Source organism: Trueperella sp. LYQ141 (genome assembly GCF_046599555.1).
Lineage (GTDB): Bacteria > Actinomycetota > Actinomycetes > Actinomycetales > Actinomycetaceae > Trueperella.
Map to the genome: position 1 here is coordinate 15,263 of NZ_JBKIWQ010000001.1, position 24,455 is coordinate 39,717.

The following is a 24,455-nucleotide window of genomic DNA, read 5'->3' on the forward strand; positions in this document are numbered from 1 at the left end:
GGACATACACATGTGGAATATACGCTTGACCGTCACGCTCAGCCTCGGACACCCCAAACCCGAACCGGATTTTGATAGCCCGCCCGTCCCAGGAGATACCTACACCGATACGGTCCTCGCTGAGACTGATCCAACCCCGCGCACCATCGGCTTCATGCCCAACCACGACCAGTAAAGGAGGCCCGTAATGGACAACACGACCCCGTTTGAACTCGTCTGCGCCAGACTCGACGAATGGGAGCCAGAAATGGTCATGAAAACTGCTAGCCAGAGTGTTAGCCAGCCTGCTGTGGCTATCCGGCAGAGCGTTTCACCCGTGGAATGTAGCGTGATGAGCCGCGAGCGCTTGGCGGAGCAGTTGGGGCTTATCCGGGCGTATGCGGTGGCGTTGGGCTGGCAGTTTGGGGATGGTCGTGCGGCTGGGTGGATTGCTAGCCGTCTAGATGTGGCGCGTAAGACGTTTCCTGATTATGGGCGGATGGTGGAAGATCTTGACCGGATCTATCGGGCGTGGCGGGCGGTGTTGGAGCCGGTGGTGTCGGCTCATACGTGTCCGATTTGTCTTTCGGAGCGGTTGGAGTATCACGCGAATGGTGGTCTTGTGTGTCGTGGTTGTGATTATTACGGGACAACAGAGCAGGTGCGGGTGGCGGTGGTGTGGCGGTTGGCTGGTGCGCGGGTGTGGGTGTCTCGTGGTCAGGCGTGTGCTGTTGCGGGTGTGAGTCGTGCGGCGTTGCGTAAGCGGATTCAGAGAGGGCAGGTAAAGACCCAGCCGGATGGGCGGGTGTGGCTGGCGGATGTGATAAAAGCCCGCTAATGCTCCTGTGAGCCTGTTAGTGGTGTTTTTGGTATGGGGGTAGCGGAAGTGGTGTGAAACTTCGTCTGTGGGGCGTATAGGTGGCTTATTGGGGCTGTTAGGTGGTGTGGTGGTCTTACGGTTCGGGTTTGTGGTGTTGAAGGTTTTGGGCGTGTCGAATAGTTGCATACTGACATCAATTCTGGTAGTGTCACGCTTGTGGGCGTTTCGTGCGCCCTTTTTCCATAAAAGAAGCATCTGGTTGTCTGGTTTCTCGCATGGTGTCAAATCCTTGAGCGTGGTCACCTCAGGGGGTTCCTTTCATAAGCCCGTGGCGGGGTAGCGTCCGATCAACGCACACCCCGCCACGAGTTTATTGTGAGCTTTTTTACTTGTTGGCTCGTGGTCGGTTCGCCTGCCAAATATCTAGGGTTTCCTCGCTCCATCCACGCACGTCACCGATGAACGCATCGGGCTCTGGAAGCATTTTCTTGTGCGAGTAGGACCGGAACGTGTTAGGGGATAGTCCGAGATAGATAGCGGCTTCGGATAGGGAAAGAAACTTCAACGGTTCTTTGCGTGCCATGATTGTCCTCCTTAGGGGTGGTGTTGTGTATTCTTTTTGTATCGGCGTAGTTCGCTGACCCATAGATATGCCACGTAGATACAGGCGGCTAGTCCGAATCCGAACTTAAGCCAATCCGGGGCGTGTAATACCTGTAGCAGGAACATGCCGAAAACGATGATGTATGTTGCGTAGTTGCGCATAGTCTTCATGTCGGTTAGATTGGAGATAACCAGGTTTCCCCGCCCGAAGGCGGGGATCTGGTTGAGATAATTACTTATCTCGCTTTTGCTCGCGGCGGTAAATCCACATCTGGAAGAATAGGTTTGCCGCTGCGGCTAGCCCTCCGATGAGGGCTCCAATCTGTCCGATCATCTTTTCACCTCCTTTCTTCGTCATACCTACATTCTACACATGAACGGCGGGACTTGTCTAGCTGTTCAGTGTAGAACATAGGTAAATTACATGTGATATGCACCACATAGGAAGTGTGAGCGCTTGAACAGGCTCTGGTGCCAGGTTAGATTGACATTGGATAATTATTTATCCCGTTTTTGCCGTGGTAGTAAATCCAGATGTGAAGCACGCGGTTTACTGCCGTGGTGATCCCTGTTGTTAGCAAGTCAATCTGTCCGATCAAAAATAGCCGAATCCCCGCCAAAGCGGCGGGGAAACGGTCATTTATTTAGTTGTTCTTGTTCTTCTTGCATCGGCGTAGTTCACTGACCCATGCGTATGTCACATAGGCGCAAGCCCCTAGTCCGAATGCGAACTTGAACCACCCTGGAAGGGGGAGCAGGCTAATGATAAAGCCGCCATAAATAATGATTTCTGCAGCGTACTTGTGCATAGCGATTTCGTTAGGTTAGATTGGAGCTAACCAGGTTTCCCCGCCCGAAGGCGGGGTCCCGGTTGGGAGATTTTATCTATCACCCTTTTGGTCGCGGTGGTAGCGCCAGATTTCGAAGGCTAGCGTTACCACTGCGGCGATCCCTGAGATCAGGGCTCCGATTTCACCTAACATCTTTTTCACCTCCTTTCTTCGTTGTAACTCTATTCTACACACAAACGGCGGTAAATGTCTAGCTGTTTGGTGTAAAATAAAGGCAGATACTATGTGATTTATGCTACACAACCAGTGCGAGTGCTTGATTTGCTTCTCCGTATTAGGCTAACTTTGGAAGTGCCAGAGCTTCCCGCCCGAAGGCGGGAAGGTGGCGCGAGGGCCTATCTATCCCTCTTTTGGTCGCGGTGGTAGCGCCAGATTTCGAATACTAACGTTGCCACCGCGGCTAAGCCTCCAATGAGACTTCCAAACTCGCCCATCTTTTCACCTCCTTTCATCGTCATATCTATATTCTACACATGAACGGCGGTAAATGTCTAGCTATTCCGCCTAGAACAGGGAGAGATCGCATGTGATTAGCACTACATAATCGCTGTGAGTACTTGATTATTTTCTTGATGTTAGGTTAGATTGAAGCCGACCAGGTTTCCCGCCCGAAGGCGGGGATCTGGCTGGGAATATTATTTATCCCGCTTGTTGCGGCGGTAGTCGAGGACTTTGATCGTGGCTTCGACTACTGTTGCAATTGCTGTCACCAGCAATGCAATCTCACCTAACATCTTTTCACCTCCTTCCTTCGTCATACCCGCATTCTGAACATAAAAGACGGTAAATGTCTAACTATTTGGCGTAAAACAACCATAAAACCCCTATGCAGTAAAACACACCCGCCCCGCTTAAACCACACCCGCACCCAATAAAACCCCTACCGCAAACCACCACGCCTACCCCTAACCTCACCCCTGGCATAAGCACGCAAGAACAACAGCAGACACACACGAACACAACACAACAACGTTCCAAACGCCAAATAAAACCACGAACACCTAGCGCACAAATCACAGCCAAACCCGTAGCATTCAGACCCCGCCCGCACAAACACTGCCCCAGTCCCTGCTAAGGAGGAGATATGGCAGCACGTAAACGCCCACCTAGCCGCCTGTATGCCGACCTATCGAACGCCTTACGACGCAAAGCACAACGCGAAAACCAGCCCTGCTGGATCTGCGGACAACCCATAGACTTCACCGCCAACTGGCGATCAGCCAGATCATTCACAGCCGATCACGTTCATCCCATCGCACGAGGCGGAAAAATACGCGGACTCCTACGTCCAGCCCACCGGGGATGTAACTCACGCAGGGGCACAAAAGATGTTATCCTTGGACCGAAACCTATTGCGTGGATAGTGCCAAAAACATCGCGCGATTGGTGCGAGAAAAATTTTTAAAAAAATATCCCCGCTCCTCCCGGGTAGGTAGGGGGAGGACCCCGCCGAGGGTGGGCTGGGAGGCCACGCCGCATAGACGGATTTTTACACGAAGGTCTAACGTGGAACGTACCACGAGACGTCTTATTTTTGATTCTGACTGCCTTTCTCGCCCTTTTCCGGCTTTTATTGGGGTGGCTGTTTTTAATTGTTTCTAAGGCGCCTACGCGTCTTGCCACCTGTTTACTGTTAGACATATTGGCTTTATTGCAGTAATTAACCGTAAACACTGCTATTATTAGAGATGTGAGATCCTGCCAGAATTGCGGTGTTGACGTCAGTGGTAAGCGCGCGAACGTGAAGTACTGCTCAACTTCATGCCGAGTCATGGGCAACCGGCAAACGAAAACCCATGTGGTACCGCCCGTTATGGTTAAATCGTCGCGCTGGGTGACATGGAAACCTATGCAACGTAACGGCAGAATAACAAAACGCCCCTACCAGCTTGATGGTTGTCCGGCTTCTACCCGGGATCCTGGCACGTGGACTTCGTATGAGCAGGTTCGCCACCTGCCTCGTAAAGGCTGGGTACTGGGTGAGGGTATTGGCTGTATTGATTTAGATCATTGTTTTGTTGATGGCCGGCTTGCCTCGTGGGCTGGTGAGGTGTTGGACGAGGTGCGAGCGTGTGCGGTTTTGGTGGAATATTCGCCCTCGGGTGATGGGCTGCATATTTTCTTGCCTCTTACCCCTGGTTCGGGGCGGGTGGTGCGTGATGGGCGCAATATTGAGATTTATCCGCCTGATTCTGGGCGTTATATATGTGTAACTGGTAGGCCGTATATCGCCTGGTAGAAGCAGTGCCAGGCAGAGGCTTGGCGTTGTGAGGTGATGATTAGTTTTGGCTGGACGGGAATTGAAGCCGTGTGGGACACATGCGGCGGCAATGCGGCATCGTCGTCGTGGCGAGCCGTTATGTGAGGAATGTTTGGCGGCTGAGCGTAAACATAAAGCGCAGATGGTGGCACGGCGTGCGGCAAAAATATCGCAAGCGGTGGAGGAACATATCCAGGCTGCGCCGTCGGACAGCCTGCGCAGGGTTGATCGCCGTGAAGTACTATTACAGATTTTTGATGTTTTGGAAGCGAATCTCCATCAGGCTCTACCGCAGTCGGTTGCAGGTATTGCTCGTGAGCAGCGTGCTGTTTTGGCTGAGTTAGCCGCGTTGGATGGGGATGTTCATGAAGATACGCAGGAAAAAGTGAATGGGGGTGACCCGCTCGATGAACTTGCCCGGAGACGTCAGATGCGGGTCGCAAACGCCTAGGATTGCGCATATTCCACAAACGATTGCGGATTTTTCTGCTGGTGAGGACGCGATAGACCTTATCGCGATTGCCGGTAAAGAGCTCATGCCGTGGCAGGCCTCGGTGGTGCGGAACGCTCTCGGTATAACCCAGACGGGTAAATATGCGGCCTTGGAGGTAGCGGTTAATGCTCCACGCCAAAACGGCAAGAATGTCATTATTGAAGCTATCGAGTTGTATAACTTGTTTTTGAATCCTGACTGCAAGGTGATTACGCATACGGCGCATTTGTTTTCCACGGCTCGTAAATCGTTTAGCGAGTTGGAGGCGATTATCAGAGATAATCCGTGGATGTTTTCCCGTGTAGCTGGAGCACAAGGCAGGTCGCGTTTTGATGATGTGCGCGGGATTCGTACCTCGTCGGCGGAGATGTCGATCAAACTGGCGGACGGGTCGAAGATTACGTATGTGACGCGGACGGGCCGGCAAGGGCGTGGCCTGACGGGTGATCTTGTGGTGCTTGATGAGGCGTTCGATCTTGATGAGGATCAGATTGCTTCGCTTATGCCGACGATGGCGGCGCGCACTATGCAGGGTAATCCGCAGATTCTTTACACTTCCTCGGCGGGTATGCTCTCGTCGGCGACGTGGGAGCGGGTTCGCGATCGGGCACTATCGGGGGCGGATAGTGCGTTGATGTATGTCGAATGGTCTGCTGATGATACGGCTGATAGTGGTGATATTGAGGCGTGGTATCAGGCGAATCCGTCACTGGGCCGGTTCATTTCTGAGGATTACATTCGTAACACTGAGCTGGTTGGGATGGCTGATGAGCAGTTCCGGCGGGAGCGGCTGGGTATTTGGGCGCGTGTTGGTGATGAGGCGGCGATCCAGGTTCGGGATTGGGCTGGGCTGGTTGATCCGGATTCTGAGCCGTCGGACACGGTTGCGTTCGCGGTGGATGTGCCGCCGACGCGGGATTGGGCGGAGATCGCTGTCGCGTCGATTCGCGATGATGGCCGTATTCATGTAGAGCTGGTTGACCGGCAGGTGGGTACGGACTGGGTGGCAGATCGTCTAGCCCAGTTGCAAGAGGCCTGGTCGCCGGTAGCGATTGTGGTGGAGGCAGGGTCGGCTGCTGGTTCGTTGATTGGTCAGTTGCGTCGCCAGCGGGTGCGCCTGTTGCAAGTATCGGCGCGGGAGTATTTCCAAGCATGTGGCCGGTTTTATGACTTGGTCCGTCAGGGTGTGTTGGTGCATATCGGGCAAGAAGAAATGGATCAGGCCGTTAGCGGGGCAAAGATGAAGTTTGTTGGTGATTCGTTGTTTAAGTGGGTTCGCCGTGAGGAGTTATCGAATATTTCTCCGCTGGTGGCTGCCACTCTTGCGGTTGCGGGTATTGAGCAAAAGGGAATGAAGCCTGTTGGGGCGCGCAGGTCTGGCTGGAAGGTGGTGTCATTATGATCGTTGGGTTAACGGATGTTGAGCAGGGTGTGTTTGACCTGTTGGAAAAACAGTTGGCGGGTAAGCGTCGGCGGAATTTGTTGCGGTCGGCGTATATGGATGGCAAGCATGTGTTGGATAGGTTGCCGCCGACTGCGCCGCCGTATTTGTCGCAGGTGCGTACCGTGTTGGGATGGCCGGCGAAAGCAGTAGAGATGTTGGCTCGCCGGATTCGTTTAGACGGGTTTGCTCCCGCGTCGGGTCGTGGCGGGAATGATCTGGGTGTATCGGAGATCCTGGCTGGTTCGCATTATGTGGAGATGGTGATACAAGCTCAGGTTTCGGCGTTGGTGCATTCGACCGTGTTTGCGGCGGTGACGGCGGGTGATGTGTCGGCGGGTGAGCCGGAGGCATTAGTGTCGTTTATTTCGGCGTTGGATGGCACGGGCGTGTGGAATGCGAAGTTGCATGCGTTGGATTCGTTCTTGTGGGTTCACCGTTGGGGTCAGTCGGTGTCGGAGGGGTTTGCTTCTCGTGGCGGGGCGCGTATTGAGAGTGCGACGCTGTTTTTGCCGTTTGTGTCGATCCGGGTTGAGGATGGCCGGGTGGTGGACCGGCAGGTGCAGGATTTGCGTGTTCCGGTGGTGCAGTTTCCGTATAAGCCGCGTCTGGATCGTCCGTTTGGGTCTTCTCGTATTTCACGCCCAGTCATGTCGCTTACGGATAGTGCGGTGCGTACCGTGTTGCGTTCGGAGGGTACAGCAGATTTTTATGGTGCCCCGTGGTTTATGGTGTTTGGTCCGGATGAGGACGCGTTCACGAAGGGTTCGTGGCAGTTGATTATGGATCGGGTGAACGCGATTCCGGATAATGATGACGCGGCGAATCCTCGGGCGGATGTGAAGCAGTTTTCGCAGGCCTCTCAGCAGCCGCATGTGGATCAGTTGCAGGTGTTGGCTGGCTTGTTTGCGGGTGAGACGAATATTCCGGTGTCGAGTTTGGGTGTGGGATTAGCGCAGGCTAATCCGACGTCGGCGGAGTCGTATTTGGCGTCTCGTGAGGATTTGATTGCGGAGGCAGAAGACGCTCAGGCGACGTGGTCGGCGGCTCATCGTCAGGTGGCTGTGTGGGCGTGGCAGGTGGCGAATCGGTCGTTGGATGTCCCTGCCGAGTTGGCGGGCTTGTTGCCGGTGTGGCGGGATACTCGGTTTACGTCTCGGGCGGCGGCTGCGGACGCGACGGTGAAGCTGGTGTCGGTGTTTCCGTGGATGGCTGAGTCTGAGGCGATTATTGAGCAGTTGGGGTTTGATGTTCAAACGACGCGGCGTTTGCTCAATGAGAAGCAGAGTGTGAGTTTCCTGGCTGAGTTGAGTGCTGAGATGGAGCGTAGTCGTCAGCGCAGGGAGGCTATTTAATTCTTCTACTCGTTTGTTGAAAGCGGGGTGATATGTATTGGTTTCCCGCAAGCAAATGCGAGATTATCAGAACACCAACATGGCGATTAATGCGCGGATCGAAGCAGATATGCGTGAGGCTGTGGAGGCGGTGGCGAAGATTGAGGATCCTGAGCTTGTCCGTCCGGCGTTGAAGCAGTTGATTGCGGGGGTTCTGGAGCGGTATGGGCTTTTGTCTCAGCAGGCTGCGCAAGAGTGGTTTGAGACGTTGATTGGGTATCCGGCGATTGTTCCGGCGATTAGTCAGACGAAGAAATCGGCGAGTGTTATTGCTCAGTCGATTGGGCCGTTGATTGAGGCTCGTAATCTTCGGCAGGCTAGTGCGCTTGGGGCTCGCTGGGTTGGCCGCCGGGTTGATCGTAATGGTCGTGATGTGATCCATGCGTCGGTTGAGCATTATAAGGATGTGTATTGGGCGCGGGTGTTATCGCCTGGGGATAATTGCGATTTTTGTATTATCTTGGCCTCTCGTGGTCCGGTGTATGGATCGTCTAAGACGGCTGCGGCGACGGCTGATGGGAAGAGGTATCACGAGAATTGTCATTGTAGTGCTGTCCCGTTGAAAGGTCGCTGGGTTATTGATCCGTCTAATCCTCGTGGGACTGCGTGGGTTGGTGACCGGGTTGCTGGTGTTGATTTCGATGAGTTGTATGCCAAGGAGTATAAGCCGTATTGGCGTAAGAATGATTCGATTGAGCATGTTGTTAAGCGTCGCCGGGAGGCATTGCGAGCCGCGGGGAAGCAGGAGGTAAGAGCAGAGGTAGCGGCTGGTGAATCGGTCGGAGCAGTATCGAAAGTAAAGCGCCGTAGAGGATCGAAACGGGTTGATTTTCCGTTAGAGCTTTTGCCGGCTAGTTCGCCGAATCGGAAGAATGGTGTTATTTATGCTCCTCCGGAGGGTGGCTGGCCTGCTGGTCGAGGGACTGAGGATGAGCCGCTGTGGGCTAAGCGGCAGTCAGAGTTAAGGTCGGAGACAAATGGTGAGTTTCTGAGTACGTTGGAGATTGAATCGCTTGAACGTCTGGAGAAGCATGACCATTATGTGAATTGGATTCCTCGTCCTCCGCATGTGTTAGGGGTTGGACGTAAGGCTTCTAATGATTTTTATTGGACGTCGAATAAGAATATTGAAGCGGATCTGAAGACAACATCAACTAAATGGGGGACTATCTCTAAACACCTATTGAAATCGATTGTAAATGCGAAAGAACATCATGTGATTAAAGAGAATTTCATTCTAGATTTCCAAGGAGTAGAAATAATCCCGGCTAAGGTAATGCGTTATCTGCGCGAATGGAATACTTCTCATGCTGCTGACCGCCAGATCAAGGAATTATGGATCATGTGGGATGATGGTAGACAACTGCTAAGAATCCTTTAAGCATAAAAAAGAACGGAGGCTTAGCCGCCGGTTTCCTCTTAGCCCAAGACACTATGGCCAGGCGCCCCGTTATTTTCAGGGTACAACGGGTGGCTCTCCGTTCTTTATCTTCATAGTAATGGGCGGGCGGTTATCTGTCAATACTTTATTTTATTTGACTGAAGATGATACACTGTGAAGCACGGCAGTAGGAAGGCAGTCCCTAGGGACAGCCGGGCCGCTGTCTCAGCCCTGTGGATACTTTGGTATTGGCAGGGCTTTAACTTTACCTGGAGTGTTTAGGGGTAAATATAAAAAGAACGGAGGCTTAGCCGCCGCCTGATCTTCTAGTTCCGCAATGAGAACGCCCACTTCGAAATCTGTTGAACAGAAATCTTGAGGTGCACCGGGTGGCTCTCCGTTCTTTGCTTTTATCGTAATGGGTGAGTATTTATCTGTCAATACTTTATTTTGTTATTTTGTTTGACTGAAGATGATACGCTACAGATACGGTGGCGGCCGGCAGTCCCTAGGGACAGCCTTGCACCATCTCCAGCCCTGTGGATACTTCGGTATTGGCAGGGCTTTAACTTTACCTGGGGTGTTTTAGAGGAAATAAAAAAGAACGGAGGCTTAGCCGCCGGCTGGTCTTCTAGCCCTAGACACTATGGACGGGCGCCCCAATTATTTTCAGGGTACAACGGGTGGCTCTCCGTTCTTTACCCACAGCATAGCTGGAAGAAACACAAGTAGCAACAATTTTTTATGGTTTTTGGCCTGTTCCCGCACGGGGGCGGGTCTTTTTCATTAACCCGCACGGGAGGAAACAAAAAATATGGCTGACAATACAGCACATACTGGGCACGATACGACACCGGCAGACACGATTCCTGCACAGGAAGAGGCTGCTGGTGAGGATTGGAAGATCCAGGCACGTAAATGGGAAGAGCGAGCGAAAGCGAACATGGCGGAGGTACGCCGGATGAAAACCGAGCTGGACGCTGCTCAATCCCAGAAAACCGACCTGGAAAAAGCATTAGATCGGATCGCGAAACTCGAATCGAATAATGCCAGGCTTGAGCACGAAAAACTTCTTTCACAAGTCGCAGCCAGTAAAAAGGTTGATCCTGGCTTGTTGAAAGGCGACACGTTAGAAGAGCTGGAGGCCTCGGCTGAGGCGCTACTAGCGTGGCGGGGCGATCGTCCAATCGTTGCACACGTGCCCCAGGCTGGAGCCCAGCCATCACAACCCAAACAAGATGAGAAACGCGAGTTTCTTAAACAACTTTTAGGCAAGGAGGAATAGCTATGGCTATTTTGGATTCAAAGACTCTTTCCGCCGTCCTTCCGCGCAATATCGCAGAGGGCATGATTAAGAAAACCCTGTCAACCTCAACGGTGGCGAAACTATCGGGACAAGAGCCCATGAAGTTCGGCACGGTGGATATTCTGCGTTTTAATAACACGGTTCGTGCCGAGTTCGTGGAAGAAAACGCGGATAAGTCCTCAACGGTTGCCGCGTGGGATAAGGTCACCGCGGTACCGCATAAGGCTCAGGTGACTATTCGCACGTCGAATGAATTCATGTGGGCGGATGAGGATTATCAGCTTGGCGTGCTCGATCAGGTTGCCGAGGCAGGCGCGAACGCCTTGTCACGCGCTTTGGATATGGGCCTGTATCATCGGGTGAATCCGCATACGGGTAACGTGATTGCTTCGTGGACGAATTATTTGACGGCGACAAAGAAAACGGTCACCCAGGGTAGTGCAGACGCGGACGCGGATATTCGCCAAGCGATCGGCCTGGTGATTGATGATGGGACCCCGATCACTGGTTTGGCTCTCGATCCGAAGATGGCGTTCGCGCTTGCGAATTTGCAGTGCTTGTCGGGTGGTAAGCCCAATGGTATGCCGCGGTATCCCGAGCTGGGTTTCGGAACGGATATTACATCGTTCTTGGGGGTTAAGACGGCTGTCGGGACAACGATTTCTGGTCTGCCGGAGGCGGCTAAGGATACGGGTGTTCGGGCGATTGTTGGTGACTTCGCCGATGGTATCCGGTGGGGTGTCCAGCGTGATCTGCCTTTGGAGTTGATCCCGTATGGTGACCCGGATGGTCAAGGTGATTTGAAGCGGAAGAATCAGATCGCGTTGCGTCTTGAGATCGTCTATGGCTGGTATGTGATGGAGGATCGTTTCGCGTTGATTAAGACGGCAGCGGTTGGCGGATGATACGCCCGGTCGGCTGGTGGGTACGGATGATACGGTTACGGGTTTTCCGTGCCCACACACGCCACTAGGGACATTCCAACACCAATAGATTTTTAAGGAGTGTTGTATGTGGTTGACAGTTGATGATCTTCTCGCTGACTGGATTGGTACGGACGCTCCTTACGGGCAGGAAGACACGATCGGCCGGTGGATCGGGCGGGCGGAGCGGATGATCCGTCGTGAGTTTCCCTCGATCCAGGCGCGGATTGATTCTGGTGGTGAGCCCGACTTGTTAGAGACTGTGCGTGACGTAGTATCGGCGATGGTCACCCGGGTCTTTCGTAACCCGGAGGGGATTCGGCAACGCCAGGAAACGGATGGGTCGTTCACGGGCAGTATCACGTTCGCGGGCGACATGCCTGGCGGGTTGTTTCTTTCTGATAGTGAGCGTGACGCGTTACGTGAACCAGGATCGACAGGTTCTGGTGCGGCGTATTCAATCACAGTGTCAGGAAAAGACACCGGCCGTCATTACCCGTGGTGTGATCGAACGTGGGCGCGGGATTCTTGCTCATGCGGAACAGATATTGCGGGTTATCCGATCTATGAGGCAGGTGACTGCTCGTGCGTCGGATAACCGCGATAGGAAAGATTCACCGTAAACCGGCCGACAGGCTAGACAGGTACGGCAATCCGGTATCTGTGCCGGTAGCACAGTGGAAAACAGAGGACCTGCCCGTGTTTTCCATCCAACCCTCACCCCCGGTAGAAGAGTTCGCCGGCGGGCGGGTGGCTGTAGAGCGTCACGTGCGGGTTTCTGCCCCGCTGTCTGCCCCGATTCCGGGGGTTGATGACCTGGTTAGTCTTCCTGGCTCGTGGAGTGAGGGCGGCTTGTTCATGGTTGTTGGTGAGGTGGAACGGTGGGAGACGAATCCGATTTTGCCGGTGACGTTACATGGCGGGATGGTGATCCGTTTGGTGAGGTATCGAAGATAGGGGTGGTTGTCATGCCTGTGCAGGTGCGCCGTGTGGTGTTGCAGCATTCCCAGGTGCGGGCGTTTTTACGTTCGGATGAGGTTCGGGATCTGGTTGGCGAGTGTGCGGAGGAGATTGCGGGCCGTGCCGGTGAGGGGTATGCGTCGGAGACGTGGATGGGTCGTTCGCGTGTGATTGGTAGCGCCTATACGGATAGTGTCCGGGCGATGGTTGATTGCGCGAAAAATCAGACCTTGTTGCATGCGTTAGGGAGGTCCTCGTGATGGTTATTCCTGGTCCGGCTGACGTGGTGGCTGGGGTGGTGGCGTTTCTACGTGCGCGCGGCTTCCCAGCCTCTACACAGAACATGTTGGATCCTGCACCTGGGGCGGTGAAAGTGACCCGCACGGGCGGCGCTATGGACGGAAAACAAGATAAAGCCCAGATCCTGGTTGAGGTTTGGCACACCGATCAGGGTGCCTGTTTTGACTACGCTCGACGGATTTGGGCTGAGTTTGCGGCAGTATCACGGGATGACCAGGAGGCTTTTCCTGGTTTGACCGTGTATGAGGCTGTCCCGTCGATCCCGTTGCAGTATCCCGATCCGCGTATGCCGAGTCTTGATCGGCATCAGTTTACGGTGTCCATGCTTGTCAGATGGGAAGAGGTGAAAGTTGGCGGAGGATAAAACAGAGCTTGTTCATCCGGTGTTTTCGCAGGTGCGTGCCTGGGTGGCAGCCGGTGAGAAAGAGTCATGGCTTGCCCAGGGTTGGGTGGGTCGAGAAGCAGGAAATGTTGGGATCATGCCGGTAGATGTCGGTGTGGAGAGTAAGGATAGTGAAGATAATGGCGTTACCTAAAGTGATGATTGGTTCGTTGGAGAAGGTTGGCGGTTCGGTTGCGGCTGGCCCGTTGAATACGGCGTTGCCAACGGATGCGAAGTCGGAGTTGGATCCGGCGTTTAAGACGCGTGGTTTGATTGGCGTGGAGGGTTTCACGTGGTCGCCCGAGCGTGAGGATACGGAGATTGAGGTTGAGGGCGGGCTGGTTGCTCGGACGTTGACCACGAAGTATAAGGAACGTATCTCGTTGACGTTCATGGAAGCAGCGAACGCGGAAGTGTTGAAAGCTGTTTTTGGTGAGAAGAATGTTGAGGCGAAAGATAAGAAGGTTTCGATTAAGCATAATGCGTTGGATCCTGCCGAGTTGGCGTGGGTTATTTCGCTTAAGGATGGGGATGGCCGGCGTCGTCTGGTTATTCCTCGTGGCCAGTTGAAGCTTTCGGGTGAGATCGCGTTTGTTCATAATGACGCGATTAAGTATCCGGTGGAGATCACGGCGTTGGCTGATGATAACGGAAACTACACTTACGAGTATATCGAGGATACTGCTACCGGGCCTGCCGCGTAGTGTTCACTATTTTTCTGTGTGTGGTCTTGCCTGTCGGCTCAGTGTTGCCCTCGGGTAAGACCACACGTTTCTTCCCCCCTTTTTTTCTTATTTGTCTTTTTGTTAGATGCCTGTTTTGGAGGTTGTAATGGTAAAGAAAGCTGTCAAAAATGAGCCGGTAGTACAGTTTCACGGTGAAGACGAGTTATTTGAGCATGTCACCGAGCATGGGACGATCCGTTTACCGTTTTTAGAAAACGTGCCGATGGGGATTCTTGAGGATAATACGGGTAAGCCGCAGGCGGCGTTTATTACTCAGATTATTATGGAGTTTTCTGACGAGGAGGCGGTGCGGGCTCGACGGGCGATGACGATCCGTGAGTTTAACGAGATGATTACTGCGTGGCAGGATCAATCCGCACTGAAACTGGGGGAATTGGTGTCCTGAGCCTCCTGTTGGGACGGTTCAGGGACGAAATCGAATATGAGCTGATCCGGCTGGGCTTACGTCTGCGAGACGTGGGCCAGCCGGGTTTTAATTTGCGGGATTTATTCCTTATCGTGTCTCATCCTATGCCGGGTTTGCCGTTAGAGCGTGTGGTGGCGGGTGAGGCGTGGACGCCGTGGAAGACCACGGATTATCTGTTGGCGAGCGTGTTGGATTGTGTGCGCTGGCTGGTGTGGTCAAAGACGCGCGACGGGGCGCGCGGGGTGAACCTTCCCACGCCTACCCCACGTCCGGGCATGGCTAACCAAAGTAGTGAAGAGTGCCAGCAGGTGCGCGGTGTCGAGGTCAGTGTGGACGAGGCGGCTGACATGTTCTAAAAGAGCGGGAAAACAATTGTAAGGGAGGGCGCTGGTGGCGGGTGTTGAAATAGCAAAAGCATACGTGCAGATCATTCCATCTATGCGTGGGGCGGAACGCCGGATTATGGCTGATCTGGGCGGTATTACTTCGACGGCGGGCAGCAAGATTGGTTCCATGCTGGGTATGGGGATCGGCCAGAAAGCTGTTTCTCATGCGAAGTCTCTGATTGTTGGCGGTATGGCGTCGGTTGCTGGAGCCTCGACAGCTATTATCGGCACCGCCTTGACCAAGGGTTTTAACAGGTTAAAGAAGTTTGAGCAGGCAGAGCAGGGCTTGAAAGGTATGAAGCTGTCTGCTGAAGAGATTGACCTGACGATGAAGAACGCTGAGGCTGCGGTCAAAGGGACGGCATTCGGTTTGGATTCGGCGGCGACAGCGGCGAAGAATCTGGTTACAGCGAATGTGAAGCCTGGCCAGGAGTTGGAGCGGGTACTGCGTCTGATTGGTGATTCTGCCGCGCAGGCAGGCGTGGATTTTGACCGGATGAGCCTGATCTGGAGCAAGATCTACTCTAACCAGAAAATGCAGGGCGATGAGGCGATGCAGCTCATGGAAGCCGGAATCCCGATCTATCAGATGGTCGCTAAACAGATGGGGATCACTGCCGAGGAAGCCCGAAAGATGGGTGAAGCCGGTCAGATTTCGGCAGACATGTTTGCTGACGCTATCGAGGCCGGGTTTGGTGGTTCGGCGTTAAAGATGGGTGAGACGGTTTCCGGATCGTTCGCTAACCTGGGAGCAGCGTTAGGCCGTCTAGGGCAGGGTATCCTTGCCGGGCCGTTCGCGGATTTACCGAAAGTGTTCACCGTCGCTAAAGACAAGATCGACAGCATAATCCCCACCGTGAAAGTCCTATCAGAAACCTATTACGGGTTGGGTAAAGCGGTCGGTTCGTTCCTTGCCACCGGGTCTGCACAGTCACAGTTAGATCTTTTACATTCGCTTAGCAATGTTGCGAATATGGATAGTTCTGCCAAGATCATGAAAAGTCTGGTGGTGCTCCGTGAGGAAACCGCGAAAACCAAAGTAGCGTTTTCTAGCCTGTTTACTGTTATGCGTGACCAGTTGCATCAGACGCATGGGGTGGAGATTGCGCTTGCTGCCCTGCCTCGGGTGATTAGTCTTGTTGGGGAAACGATCCGGGGCATGATGGGAAGTATGGAGGCTCTCGCTCCGGCGATGAAGTTTATTGCTCAGGCTGCCGCGATTATGGGTAACGGTATCCTTACCTCCGCAGAGATCCTTATCCCGGCGTTAAGTGAACTGTGGAAAGCGGTTGGCGAATCAGGCGTGACGGTTTCGGCGTATCTTGTGCCGGCAGCAACGGCAGCTTCTGCGGTGCTCGTCCCACTATCGCGTGTGGTGGCGGTGCTTGCTGAAACCATATCCCAGCTCCCTACCCCGGTGTTGGCTGTCGGTGTGGCGTTCGCAGCGTTGAAACTGAAGATCGGCCCGATTGGGAAAGTGATTGGTGTGGCGTCAAGGGCGTTGACTTCTTTCGGGGATGAGACAACTTTGGTTGGTAAACGTATTGCGGCAATGAAACTACCGGAGAATATTTCCCTGGTTGGAAAAATGCGTGCGGGTGTAAAAGCTATGGGCGGGGCTATGAAAGACGTTTTTATGGCAAATCTTCCCATGCTAGGGATTGCCGCCGCTGTCGCTGTTTTCGGTAAGGTCACTGAAACCATTGCCCGGAATAAGCAAGAAGTCAGAGATTTAGCGGCAACCTTTGACCGTTTAGGCCAGGCCACATCAGAAACCAGAACCCAGATTCTAGCAATGGCTGACGCAGATAAACGCCTATTTGGCTTTGGTGAAAGCTTAACGGAGCGTCTAGACAAACTGGGGATCAGTCAAGAGAAATGGATTAGCGCAGCTATTCATGGAGGCAAAGAACTTGAAGCAGTATACGATGAAATAGATAGAAATATTTTGAAAGATCCGCTTCATTATGAAGGCACAAAAAATGGGCTAGAACTTCTAAATAAGAAGTATGAGAACGCGCAGGAAGTGCAGAAAGCCACAGCCAATGCGTTAAAAACTTCCACGGATCGCTTCAAGGAGCAAGAGCAAGCAATTCAAAGTCTGATTGAAACCGAAAACCGTCGGCAAGAAAAACTGCTTGCAGCGCAAAATGCTGCTCTCGCAGCCCGTGCAGCTAATCGTGACTATCAGTCTGCTGTTGAATCAGCCCGTGAAACAATAGCGAAAGCTAACGCAACAGAAACAGAGCGTGAAGCAGCCCTTGATTCAGTTGCGAAAGCAATCCAAGCAAATATTATCGCGGCAAGGGAGAACAGATCCTCGCAAGAAGAGCTGAACGCGATAGCAACGACAGGCAAACAGGCCTTCTTTGAGCTTGGTGCGGCAGCGAACAAGTCCAATGAGGAACTCACAGCTTTATGGAATCAGATCGGTACAGATCCAGGGGTTATCTCGGCAACTGTTGATATTGATACTAAGGCTGCTTGGGGTAAGTACCGTCAAATGATGGTCGCTATAGATTCTTCAACGGGCCTTATAAATATTGATGGTGATTCTTATCGGTTTGATGAAACGATGGCCCAGGTTAAAGGGGCAATTCAAAATGCGGATGGAACCGTCACTATTAAGGGTAATACTTACCCTGCAGATATGAAGCTGGACGCTTTAATGCACCAAATTGTTGGTTCTGAGGGCAGTGTCAATATCGAAGGTAACGATATTCCGGCAACTGTTGCTCTCAATAAGCTTATAGAAGCTATTAACAAGAATCAGGGCACAGTTAAGATTGGCGGTAAAGAATTCGGTGTAGATACCGTATTAGAGGCAATAAAGAATCGTGTTGCAGAGCAGACAGCTTTCTTCCGAGTTAGCGTTACGCCTGCTGCTAATTTGTCTGGAATGGTTGCGAATATCAGATCATTAATATCTGGGCAGTTGGGAACGATTCATGCTGCTGTTGCTCCTTCTACGGGATCTAGATCTTTTAATGCTGATGGTTCGATTATGGGTCGGTATACGCGGGAACGTCATATTGCGCAGATTGCGCCGGCTGGGGCGTGGCGTATCTGGGCTGAGGATGAAACCGGCGGGGAGGCATATATTCCGCTCGCACGGTCGAAACGAACCCGCTCCACCCAGATCCTTGCCGAGGTTGCCCGCCAGTTCGGATACCGGCTCGAATCGTATGCGCAAGGAGGACTCCACGGGGTGAGCCCCATGCCCGTCGATGTGTACGGGCCGGCACGTCTGCCCTCCACTGTGATTCTTCAAGTAGGGGATCGGCAGATGGAAGCCTACGTGACGGAAGTCGCCTCAGGGATTCCTGGCGTGCAAGCCGCGAACGATATAGCCCGCTCAGCCACCCGCTATCGGGCACAGATGGGAGTGTGATTAATGTGATGTGGTGGGGTAGCCCTGTCAGCGGGCAGGGCACAACAGTGCAAATCGGGATCGACATGCAGGTCGCTTCAACCCAGAACACGGACACGGTCACCTTGACCGCATACCTGTCCTGTTCTGCCGGCTGGGTATCAGACTCGTATAACAAGCTCGTGTTTTACGGGGAAATCGCGCAAACGTTCACGAACGTTCCGGTCAACATTAAAGCCGGCCAGCAGATCCAACTCGGGCAGGTATCGAAGACCTTCACGAAACAGCCCGGCGTGGAATACTCGGTGTCGTTCGGGGTACGCCTAGAGGAGTTCCAAACGGGAACCCCGTCTATGGTGGTCACCCATATTGTGCGTCCGATGGCCTATCAGGTGCCGGCACGTCCCGCGTTCTACGTGACCCGCCAGTCAGATAACCAAGTAGCGCTATCCTGGTCAGTGACCTCTACCAGTGAGGCGCCGATCTCCAGTTTCACGATCCAACGCTGCTATAACGCGTTACCGTGGGAAACGATCGCAACTCTCGACGGGCAGATGCGTAACTGGATTGATACGGCCGCACCAGGGGCGAACACGGTCATCAACTATCAGATCCGTGCCAACGGCCCGGGCGGGGCTTCACCGTGGAACCTGTACGAGCATTTATATATGACTCCTGGAGCACCGGCGTCTGTGGTAGGTCGGCGTGACGGGACGAATATTATTCTCGAATGGGTAAACACGGCGGTCGGACCAGCCCAAATCGAGATCTGGGAGGGCTCTACCAAGATTGCCACCCTCAACCCGGGTACGACCACATACACGGTGGTCAATGCCGCCCAGGCGGCAGCCCACACGTACCGGCTACGCGCCCTCCTCGGCGGCCTGGTTTCCGATTTCACCTCGTCCAACACGGTGATTATGGCTTCTGCACCGCTTGCCCCGACCGAGCTGCAACCCTCCGGGCAGAACCAGCCGAAAGGCGCGACAGTGAACCTCGTGTGGCGGCATAACCCGACCGACACATCCGGGCAGACCCAATTCGAGGTTCAATACAGGTTTAACGGGGCTGCTAGTTGGACGAGTAGCGGGGTGAAAACCGCTACCAGTTCGACGTTCGCGTTAACGGTGGGGTCGAATAGTTCGTGCGAGTGGCAGGTGCGCACGACAGGTCAGGATAAAACGAAATGGTCGCCGTGGTCGAACACGGCAGCGTTCACGATAGTGGATCGTCCTAGCGTGCAGATCACTAGCCCGCCCACGTCAAGCACTGTTAATTCGTCTATGTTGACCGTCGAGTTCACATCGAGCCCGACGGTTGTTTTTTGGCAGGCAACCGCAACAGCAACGGGCTATTCCCAGTCAAAAACAGGCAGCTCAACATCTCCACATCGGGTAACGTTCACAGGGATCCCGAACAAGGCAACCGTCAGTGTGAATGTGACGGTGCGAACCACGGTCGATTCCTTGCCGGTGTCGCGGTCGTTCACGGTTTCCTATAGTCCGCCGTCTACCCCGTCAGGGTCTGCCGTGTGGGATACCGCCCGCGGGTCGATCAATATCAACTACAGTGAGGGCCCGCTACTGACCGGCGGAATGGAGACGGTTAAGCTGCGTGTTTTACGGGTTGACGGGACGGGCGAAACCTTGGTTTATGAGGATTCACGTCCAGGCACAACTACCGGGCAGGTTTCGGGTGTGGTCACGGACGGGCTGCCCTCGTTAACCGGGGCGGCCTATGTGATCGAGGCCGTGTCGAAAGATGGTGCTACGGCGCGCACCCGTGTCGAATCTGGACCGTTGCAACAGCAAGCCCAGTTCCTAAATTGGGGTCCACAGGCAGGGAAAGTTCTCAAGGTTACCTACAATCCGACGCTAGCGGTATCGGCAGACCGGCAAACAATCGTGCAAACGTTCGCAGGACATACTCTGCCCCGTGCGGTGTTCGCCGAGCAATGCACCACCACCTATACGGTTGGCGGTCTGCTGGTTTCAGATCCGGGGCTACCGGCAGCACGGCAAGCCCAAGCAGCAGTGTCCGATCTGGCGTTAACCGACAGTCCGGTCGTGCTACGCACGTTCGATGGGATGGTGCAAACCGGCTATGTTTCGGCGGTGAAATTGACTCGTAATAGGTGGCGTACCTGGGAGTTCTCGTGTACTCACACGCAGGCAGAACTATAAGGAGATGATTGTATGCGGGAGCGCTATTGGGTGGATGTGTTAACCCGTGAGGGGGTGCTGGTTGGCCGGTTGGATCGTTTCACGTCGCTGTCGTTGACGGGGAATGTGAATCGGCAGATCCGGTGGGATGGCCAGATGGAAACCCAGGGCGATCCGGGTGTGGACTGGTGGCGGCATAGGATACGTCCGATGTATCAGCGTGACGAGGCTGCGCCGGTCGCGTTAGGCGTGTACCTAGTTGAACCGGAATCCTGTAAAGAAACAGAAGGGCTGACCCATTCGCGTGGCTCCCTGTCGTTCAACCTGTATGACCGTACCCGTATCCCGTCGTTGGATAAGGTCGAGCAGGTTCACACAGAAGTCGCGGGATCGAAAGTCACCGCTCGGATTAAAGCATTGTTGGAATCGACTGGCGAGAAAGGTGTGGCTATCACGGATCGGGATGAAACCCTACGCACCGACATGGTGTTCGATCCGGGCACATCAAAACTACGGATCATCAATGATTTGCTGGACGCGGCCGGTTTTTTCGCTCTCTACACCGACTATTCCGGCCAGTATCGCGTCACCCCCTATACGGCTCCGAATCTGCGTCCGGTGGTGCGGGTCTACACGCCTGGCGGGCGGGATCTTTACGAGCCACAAGTGACAACAAGTTTTCCGGAAACCGCCGCGAACAAGGTGATACTTCAGGCTCGCGGGGATGGTGACGCGCCGGATCTGATCGCGGTGGCGCAAGACCGGGAGGATTTCGCCCGCACAGGCACCTGGCGAGCCATCCACGACGAGTCAGTAGAGGCAACATCGCAAGCAGTGCTGGATGGGATGGCACAGCGGCGTCTACGCGAGGCTCAGCAGGCGACATGGACGCGTAGCCGTTCGGTGGAGGTGTCCCCGCTGGAGTTAAACAGTGTGATCGCCGGTCGTGATGGCGGGCGGGAAACGGTGGAGGAGATCCGGATTACCTGCCAGGCAGGCGCGTTAATGATGGTCACATCAAGGGAGGTGCGTGGTGGCTAACCCGTTTATTGATCTATTCGCGCCCGATACGGATACGGGCCAACGATGGTTTTGGGCGACGGTCGCCTCAGTGAACCCGTTACGGGTACGGGAGGACGGTGCGGCAGCCCCGCTGGGAACGACTCCGCGCACCCTGGTGGCACTCACCCCAGGGGATCGAGTGCTATGCCTGCGGGTGGGTAGGCGTCTGATCGTGATGGGCAAAATGGGTGGCGGGCCGCCCCCAGAAGTAGTCTCACCAACCCAAATCACTATCAACGGTAAAACGTATAACCGTTTTGGTTTTCAGTCTCTGCCGTCGTTTGGGTTTGGGTATATGGCTCCGTTGGCGTGGGCGAAGATCCGGGTACCGTTTCCGTTTACTCCTCCGTCTGGGTGGGGGTTTCATTATGAGGTTGTGGATTCGGCGTCGGTGACGTTCGTATCGTCTTACACCTCGCAAAAGGACGCTTCTGGTACGTGGATTTGTATTTGGCAGTTGGCTGATCAGGATGCGTCGAAGGTGAAGAAGCTGCGTTGGGAACTCGTCCCAGCATAGAGAAACTGTAGGAACAATATTTTAGGGGTTGATTAGTGATGGTTGCGTTGACGTCGTTGAATGCGTTGATTGAGGATGAGGATTTTCGTCGCCGGGTTTATACGGCGGCGTTACTGGTGGGTGTGGTAGACGCTCATGATTTCACGGCACGGTTTTTAGGTAAGATCGCGGCAAGTAAACCGATTATCGAAGCCTATGATAAGGCGGTCCAGGCTCAGGCCTATGAGGGTGCTCATGGTCGGATTGGTTTTGATCCACGGGTGATTACTGACGAGATGATTATCAGCACGGTACGTGAGTGTGTTACCTGCGAGACGGGTACAGCCACGGATCTTGGGGTGGTGGTCTAGTCATGTCGAAGAAACTTGTTATAGCGCTGTGGCATACGTTGGAAGAGCCGCGGGCGGTCACCGCCGCAATGGTGGCAGCCTACGGACTGACACTACTGGTCGGCATCGACCTTTTACTCCACCTGCCTGGAGTATCCCCGGTTGCTGCGTGTTTGCGTCTCATGTGTGGGTTGCTGCTTGTGTTTGCTGGTTGTACGGGTATGCCCTCAGCGTGGCGGGGCGCCTATTGGTTGGAGCGGTTATCGGCGTTAGCGATGGCTGGCGGGCTCGCGATTTGGGGATTCCGACTAGTCACGGCCCAGTTGTTTGTTCACCGTGACTTGCTGTTACACGCCCCGTTGGCTTCTGTGTGCTCTATTTTCCTCGGTGTGCTTTTTGGGTTCACGCGGTTTCGCCGGGTGGCTCACATGCCCTATGCGTTTGGTAAAGGTCCGTTACTACCAGAGACACAGGCACGGTTGCATGTGGCAGCTGAGCAAGAGCTAGGGATTATCGCGGCAGGCTAGGAAGAGAGTGGGACTAGATGGATGCAGGGGCGATTATTGGTTTGATCGCTGGCTCGACGTTAACGGTTGAGTTGTTGAAACAAGGTGTGTCTGGGGTGCAACAGCGGCGGCGTTCGCGGCGTAAGTCTCGCACGGAAATGGATTCGCTGCATGCGGCGCGTATGGAGTTACGTGAATACGTTTCGGTGTTGCGTCAGATGATGATTGAGCATGGGATTGACCCGCCTGATGTGCCTGAGGACGCCTGGACGGAGTGGACGATACGTAACGAGGAATAACCAAAAAAGAAAACATGTGTAAGGCCCGATGTGGGTCTATTTTTATGCCCGAAAAGCACGAGTAAAGGGAGGGTGTTGATGAGGGAACTAGAGACGTTTATGCGTCTGGTTGAGTCCAAAGCGGGCTGCCCGTATGTGTGGGGCGCGGATGGTCCAGGCGAGTTTGATTGTTCGGGGCTGATCGTCTGGGGGCTCCAACAGATCGGGCTGCTTGCCCGTGGTGAGGATCGGCATTCGACCGCGCTAGCAGTCATGGGCCGACAGATCAGCGTCGAGGAAGGCATTACTACTCGTGGGGCGTTCCTCTGGACGCCGACCCATATTGCGATCTCGCGTGGGGATGGCACAACAATCGAAGCCCGCAACCCGGATCTGGGGGTGGGTATCTTCCCCGCTACCGGTCGGGGCTGGACCGGGGCAAATATTCTGAACACTTTCACACAAGGAGGAAATATGACACGTATGGCTTCACCGGCGGTAGGGATGGTCGCCTCGGAATACGGCTGGCGGCCCCGCCTATCCGTGAATATTCCTGCCATGTTGCATGCTGGGATTGATATAGCGAACCAGACGGGCACACCGGTCTATGCCGCCTATGCGGGGGTGGTAGAAAAAGCTGGCTGGGCACCTGTGGCAGGCAGGTCAGGTAATGGGATTCTGATCCGTAACCCTGATGGGGAACGCCAATACTACGGGCACCTATCGGCTATCCAGGTTATGGTCGGTCAACAGGTGGCACTCGGTCAACAGATCGGACTCATGGGCGCAACAGGTAACGTCACCGGACCGCACCTACATTTCGAATGTTGGGATGTTAATGGTAAGACGCGGAATCCGCGTGAGGACTTCGCCAGCCACGGGGTAATAATCGGCTCAACAACCGGACAAGGCGCACCCACACCACAGACCACCACTAGCACTAATGCTGGTGATGAGAACAGAGACGGGAAAATCACCTACTATGAGCGCTCTATTGACGGGGATTTTGGTAGCGAAACCGTTAAAGGGCTGCAAGAGTTTCTGCGCGACCGGCATGTCTATGCCCGTGAGATCGACGGGCAGCCCGGACGCTACACCTGGCAGGCCTGGCAACAATGGCTACAAACCAGGGGCTTCTATGTGGGTTACACGGTAGATGGCGACCTGGGCTATTACACGGTGTACGAAACCCAACGCTACCTACAATCTCTCGGGCAATACGCCGGCTGCCTACTCGATGGGCAATTCGGCGGGGAAACCATTAAAGCTCTCCAGCGGGTCCTGGCAACAACACGGAAAGGATAAAAACATGATGGATACGATTTTTGCGCCGCACGTGCGTTCCTGGATCTACGGGATTGCTCTAGCAGGGCTAGCAATCCTGACAGCCTATGGGATTGTGGATCAGGCAACATCCCCGCTATGGCAGACCCTCACCGCCGCGATCCTCGGCATGACCGCCTCCGGCACAGCGTTGGCATACCGACCAACCAAACACCCACAAGACGCGCCGGACATCCCCACCACAGACGGGGTAAACACGGTAACTAGTGGACACGGAAAACATGTGGCGGATGTTTAACGCATAATAATGGGTATG

29 protein-coding genes are annotated in these 24,455 nt (G+C 54.2%); 26 read left to right on the forward strand and 3 right to left on the reverse strand.

The genetic code is table 11. The features are described from left to right. The first annotated feature begins 10 nt into the window (after positions 1-10). Positions 11-175 (forward strand): hypothetical protein, encoded by a 165-nt coding sequence (locus tag ACLHIJ_RS00095; protein ID WP_411297345.1) that lies wholly within the window; start codon positions 11-13, stop codon positions 173-175. Between the two features lie 12 nt (positions 176-187). Further along, a complete protein-coding gene (locus ACLHIJ_RS00100) occupies positions 188-817 on the forward strand; it encodes a hypothetical protein (RefSeq protein ID WP_411298161.1) in 630 nt (209 codons plus the stop codon). 367 nt (positions 818-1,184) lie between these two features. Here the strand turns inward: ACLHIJ_RS00100 and ACLHIJ_RS00105 are convergent, their stop codons facing one another. The 3 genes from ACLHIJ_RS00105 to ACLHIJ_RS00115 form a co-directional block, all read right to left on the reverse strand. Further along, the gene (locus ACLHIJ_RS00105; protein WP_411297342.1) at positions 1,185-1,382 is read right to left on the reverse strand and encodes a helix-turn-helix transcriptional regulator; all 198 of its coding nucleotides are present in this window, start codon (positions 1,380-1,382) and stop codon (positions 1,185-1,187) included. Positions 1,383-1,634: 252 nt separating this feature from the next. Next, the gene (locus ACLHIJ_RS00110) at positions 1,635-1,760 is read right to left on the reverse strand and encodes a hypothetical protein (RefSeq protein ID WP_411298162.1); all 126 of its coding nucleotides are present in this window, start codon (positions 1,758-1,760) and stop codon (positions 1,635-1,637) included. A 1,128-nt stretch (positions 1,761-2,888) separates the two neighbouring features. Then, positions 2,889-3,011 carry a hypothetical protein gene (locus tag ACLHIJ_RS00115; protein ID WP_411298163.1) on the reverse strand — a complete coding sequence of 41 codons (123 nt, stop codon included), beginning with the start codon at positions 3,009-3,011 and terminating at the stop codon, positions 2,889-2,891. A gap of 1,091 nt (positions 3,012-4,102) precedes the next feature. Between ACLHIJ_RS00115 and ACLHIJ_RS00120 the strand changes: the two genes are divergently transcribed. The 24 genes from ACLHIJ_RS00120 to ACLHIJ_RS00235 all read left to right on the forward strand — a co-directional run bounded on the left by ACLHIJ_RS00120 (position 4,103) and on the right by ACLHIJ_RS00235 (position 24,437). After that, complete coding sequence (locus ACLHIJ_RS00120; protein WP_411297340.1) at positions 4,103-4,492, forward strand: hypothetical protein; 390 nt, start codon at positions 4,103-4,105, stop codon at positions 4,490-4,492. 46 nt (positions 4,493-4,538) lie between these two features. Next, positions 4,539-4,964, forward strand: a complete 426-nt coding sequence (locus ACLHIJ_RS00125; RefSeq protein WP_411298164.1) for a hypothetical protein — start codon at positions 4,539-4,541, stop codon at positions 4,962-4,964. Next, positions 4,903-6,408, forward strand: a complete 1,506-nt coding sequence (locus ACLHIJ_RS00130; protein ID WP_411298166.1) for a terminase — start codon at positions 4,903-4,905, stop codon at positions 6,406-6,408. Before ACLHIJ_RS00125 ends, ACLHIJ_RS00130 begins: the two co-directional genes overlap by 62 nt. After that, positions 6,405-7,802 (forward strand): phage portal protein, encoded by a 1,398-nt coding sequence (locus ACLHIJ_RS00135; protein WP_411297337.1) that lies wholly within the window; start codon positions 6,405-6,407, stop codon positions 7,800-7,802. Before ACLHIJ_RS00130 ends, ACLHIJ_RS00135 begins: the two co-directional genes overlap by 4 nt. 79 nt (positions 7,803-7,881) lie before the next feature. Then, complete coding sequence (locus tag ACLHIJ_RS00140; protein ID WP_411298167.1) at positions 7,882-9,222, forward strand: hypothetical protein; 1,341 nt, start codon at positions 7,882-7,884, stop codon at positions 9,220-9,222. A gap of 814 nt (positions 9,223-10,036) precedes the next feature. Then, a complete protein-coding gene (locus ACLHIJ_RS00145; protein WP_411298168.1) occupies positions 10,037-10,507 on the forward strand; it encodes a hypothetical protein in 471 nt (156 codons plus the stop codon). Positions 10,508-10,509: 2 nt separating this feature from the next. After that, positions 10,510-11,433, forward strand: a complete 924-nt coding sequence (locus ACLHIJ_RS00150; RefSeq protein WP_411298169.1) for a phage major capsid protein — start codon at positions 10,510-10,512, stop codon at positions 11,431-11,433. A gap of 106 nt (positions 11,434-11,539) precedes the next feature. After that, on the forward strand, positions 11,540-12,049 hold the full coding sequence (locus ACLHIJ_RS00155) for a hypothetical protein (RefSeq protein ID WP_411298170.1): 510 nt from the start codon (positions 11,540-11,542) through the stop codon (positions 12,047-12,049). Then, positions 12,037-12,408, forward strand: a complete 372-nt coding sequence (locus tag ACLHIJ_RS00160) for a hypothetical protein (protein WP_411298171.1) — start codon at positions 12,037-12,039, stop codon at positions 12,406-12,408. Before ACLHIJ_RS00155 ends, ACLHIJ_RS00160 begins: the two co-directional genes overlap by 13 nt. Positions 12,409-12,419: 11 nt before the next feature. Next, the gene (locus ACLHIJ_RS00165) at positions 12,420-12,671 is read left to right on the forward strand and encodes a hypothetical protein (protein WP_411298172.1); all 252 of its coding nucleotides are present in this window, start codon (positions 12,420-12,422) and stop codon (positions 12,669-12,671) included. Then, positions 12,668-13,075 carry a hypothetical protein gene (locus ACLHIJ_RS00170; RefSeq protein WP_411298173.1) on the forward strand — a complete coding sequence of 136 codons (408 nt, stop codon included), beginning with the start codon at positions 12,668-12,670 and terminating at the stop codon, positions 13,073-13,075. Before ACLHIJ_RS00165 ends, ACLHIJ_RS00170 begins: the two co-directional genes overlap by 4 nt. Next, entirely contained in the window at positions 13,062-13,247 is a 186-nt protein-coding gene (locus tag ACLHIJ_RS00175) for a hypothetical protein (protein ID WP_411298174.1), read from the forward strand. The genes ACLHIJ_RS00170 and ACLHIJ_RS00175 overlap by 14 nt, the downstream gene beginning before the upstream one ends. After that, positions 13,234-13,797: a hypothetical protein gene (locus ACLHIJ_RS00180; protein WP_411297328.1), complete on the forward strand. Its 564-nt coding sequence runs from the start codon at positions 13,234-13,236 to the stop codon at positions 13,795-13,797. The genes ACLHIJ_RS00175 and ACLHIJ_RS00180 overlap by 14 nt, the downstream gene beginning before the upstream one ends. A 127-nt stretch (positions 13,798-13,924) precedes the next feature. Further along, a complete protein-coding gene (locus tag ACLHIJ_RS00185; protein ID WP_411297327.1) occupies positions 13,925-14,224 on the forward strand; it encodes a hypothetical protein in 300 nt (99 codons plus the stop codon). Next, positions 14,179-14,601: a DUF5361 domain-containing protein gene (locus ACLHIJ_RS00190; protein ID WP_411298175.1), complete on the forward strand. Its 423-nt coding sequence runs from the start codon at positions 14,179-14,181 to the stop codon at positions 14,599-14,601. Before ACLHIJ_RS00185 ends, ACLHIJ_RS00190 begins: the two co-directional genes overlap by 46 nt. 34 nt (positions 14,602-14,635) lie before the next feature. Beyond that, complete coding sequence (locus ACLHIJ_RS00195) at positions 14,636-18,022, forward strand: tape measure protein (RefSeq protein ID WP_411298176.1); 3,387 nt, start codon at positions 14,636-14,638, stop codon at positions 18,020-18,022. Next, positions 18,019-20,184: a hypothetical protein gene (locus ACLHIJ_RS00200; RefSeq protein WP_411298177.1), complete on the forward strand. Its 2,166-nt coding sequence runs from the start codon at positions 18,019-18,021 to the stop codon at positions 20,182-20,184. The genes ACLHIJ_RS00195 and ACLHIJ_RS00200 overlap by 4 nt, the downstream gene beginning before the upstream one ends. Positions 20,185-20,196: 12 nt before the next feature. Next, positions 20,197-21,204 (forward strand): hypothetical protein, encoded by a 1,008-nt coding sequence (locus ACLHIJ_RS00205; protein ID WP_411297323.1) that lies wholly within the window; start codon positions 20,197-20,199, stop codon positions 21,202-21,204. After that, positions 21,197-21,742: a hypothetical protein gene (locus ACLHIJ_RS00210; protein ID WP_411298178.1), complete on the forward strand. Its 546-nt coding sequence runs from the start codon at positions 21,197-21,199 to the stop codon at positions 21,740-21,742. The genes ACLHIJ_RS00205 and ACLHIJ_RS00210 overlap by 8 nt, the downstream gene beginning before the upstream one ends. A 35-nt stretch (positions 21,743-21,777) precedes the next feature. Then, positions 21,778-22,092, forward strand: a complete 315-nt coding sequence (locus ACLHIJ_RS00215; protein ID WP_411297321.1) for a hypothetical protein — start codon at positions 21,778-21,780, stop codon at positions 22,090-22,092. A 2-nt stretch (positions 22,093-22,094) separates the two neighbouring features. Beyond that, positions 22,095-22,598, forward strand: a complete 504-nt coding sequence (locus ACLHIJ_RS00220; RefSeq protein ID WP_411297320.1) for a hypothetical protein — start codon at positions 22,095-22,097, stop codon at positions 22,596-22,598. A gap of 17 nt (positions 22,599-22,615) precedes the next feature. Beyond that, on the forward strand, positions 22,616-22,876 hold the full coding sequence (locus tag ACLHIJ_RS00225; RefSeq protein ID WP_411297319.1) for a hypothetical protein: 261 nt from the start codon (positions 22,616-22,618) through the stop codon (positions 22,874-22,876). A gap of 78 nt (positions 22,877-22,954) precedes the next feature. Then, positions 22,955-24,160, forward strand: a complete 1,206-nt coding sequence (locus tag ACLHIJ_RS00230) for a peptidoglycan DD-metalloendopeptidase family protein (RefSeq protein ID WP_411298179.1) — start codon at positions 22,955-22,957, stop codon at positions 24,158-24,160. Between the two features lie 4 nt (positions 24,161-24,164). Next, complete coding sequence (locus ACLHIJ_RS00235; protein WP_411298180.1) at positions 24,165-24,437, forward strand: hypothetical protein; 273 nt, start codon at positions 24,165-24,167, stop codon at positions 24,435-24,437. Positions 24,438-24,455 lie beyond the last annotated feature (18 nt).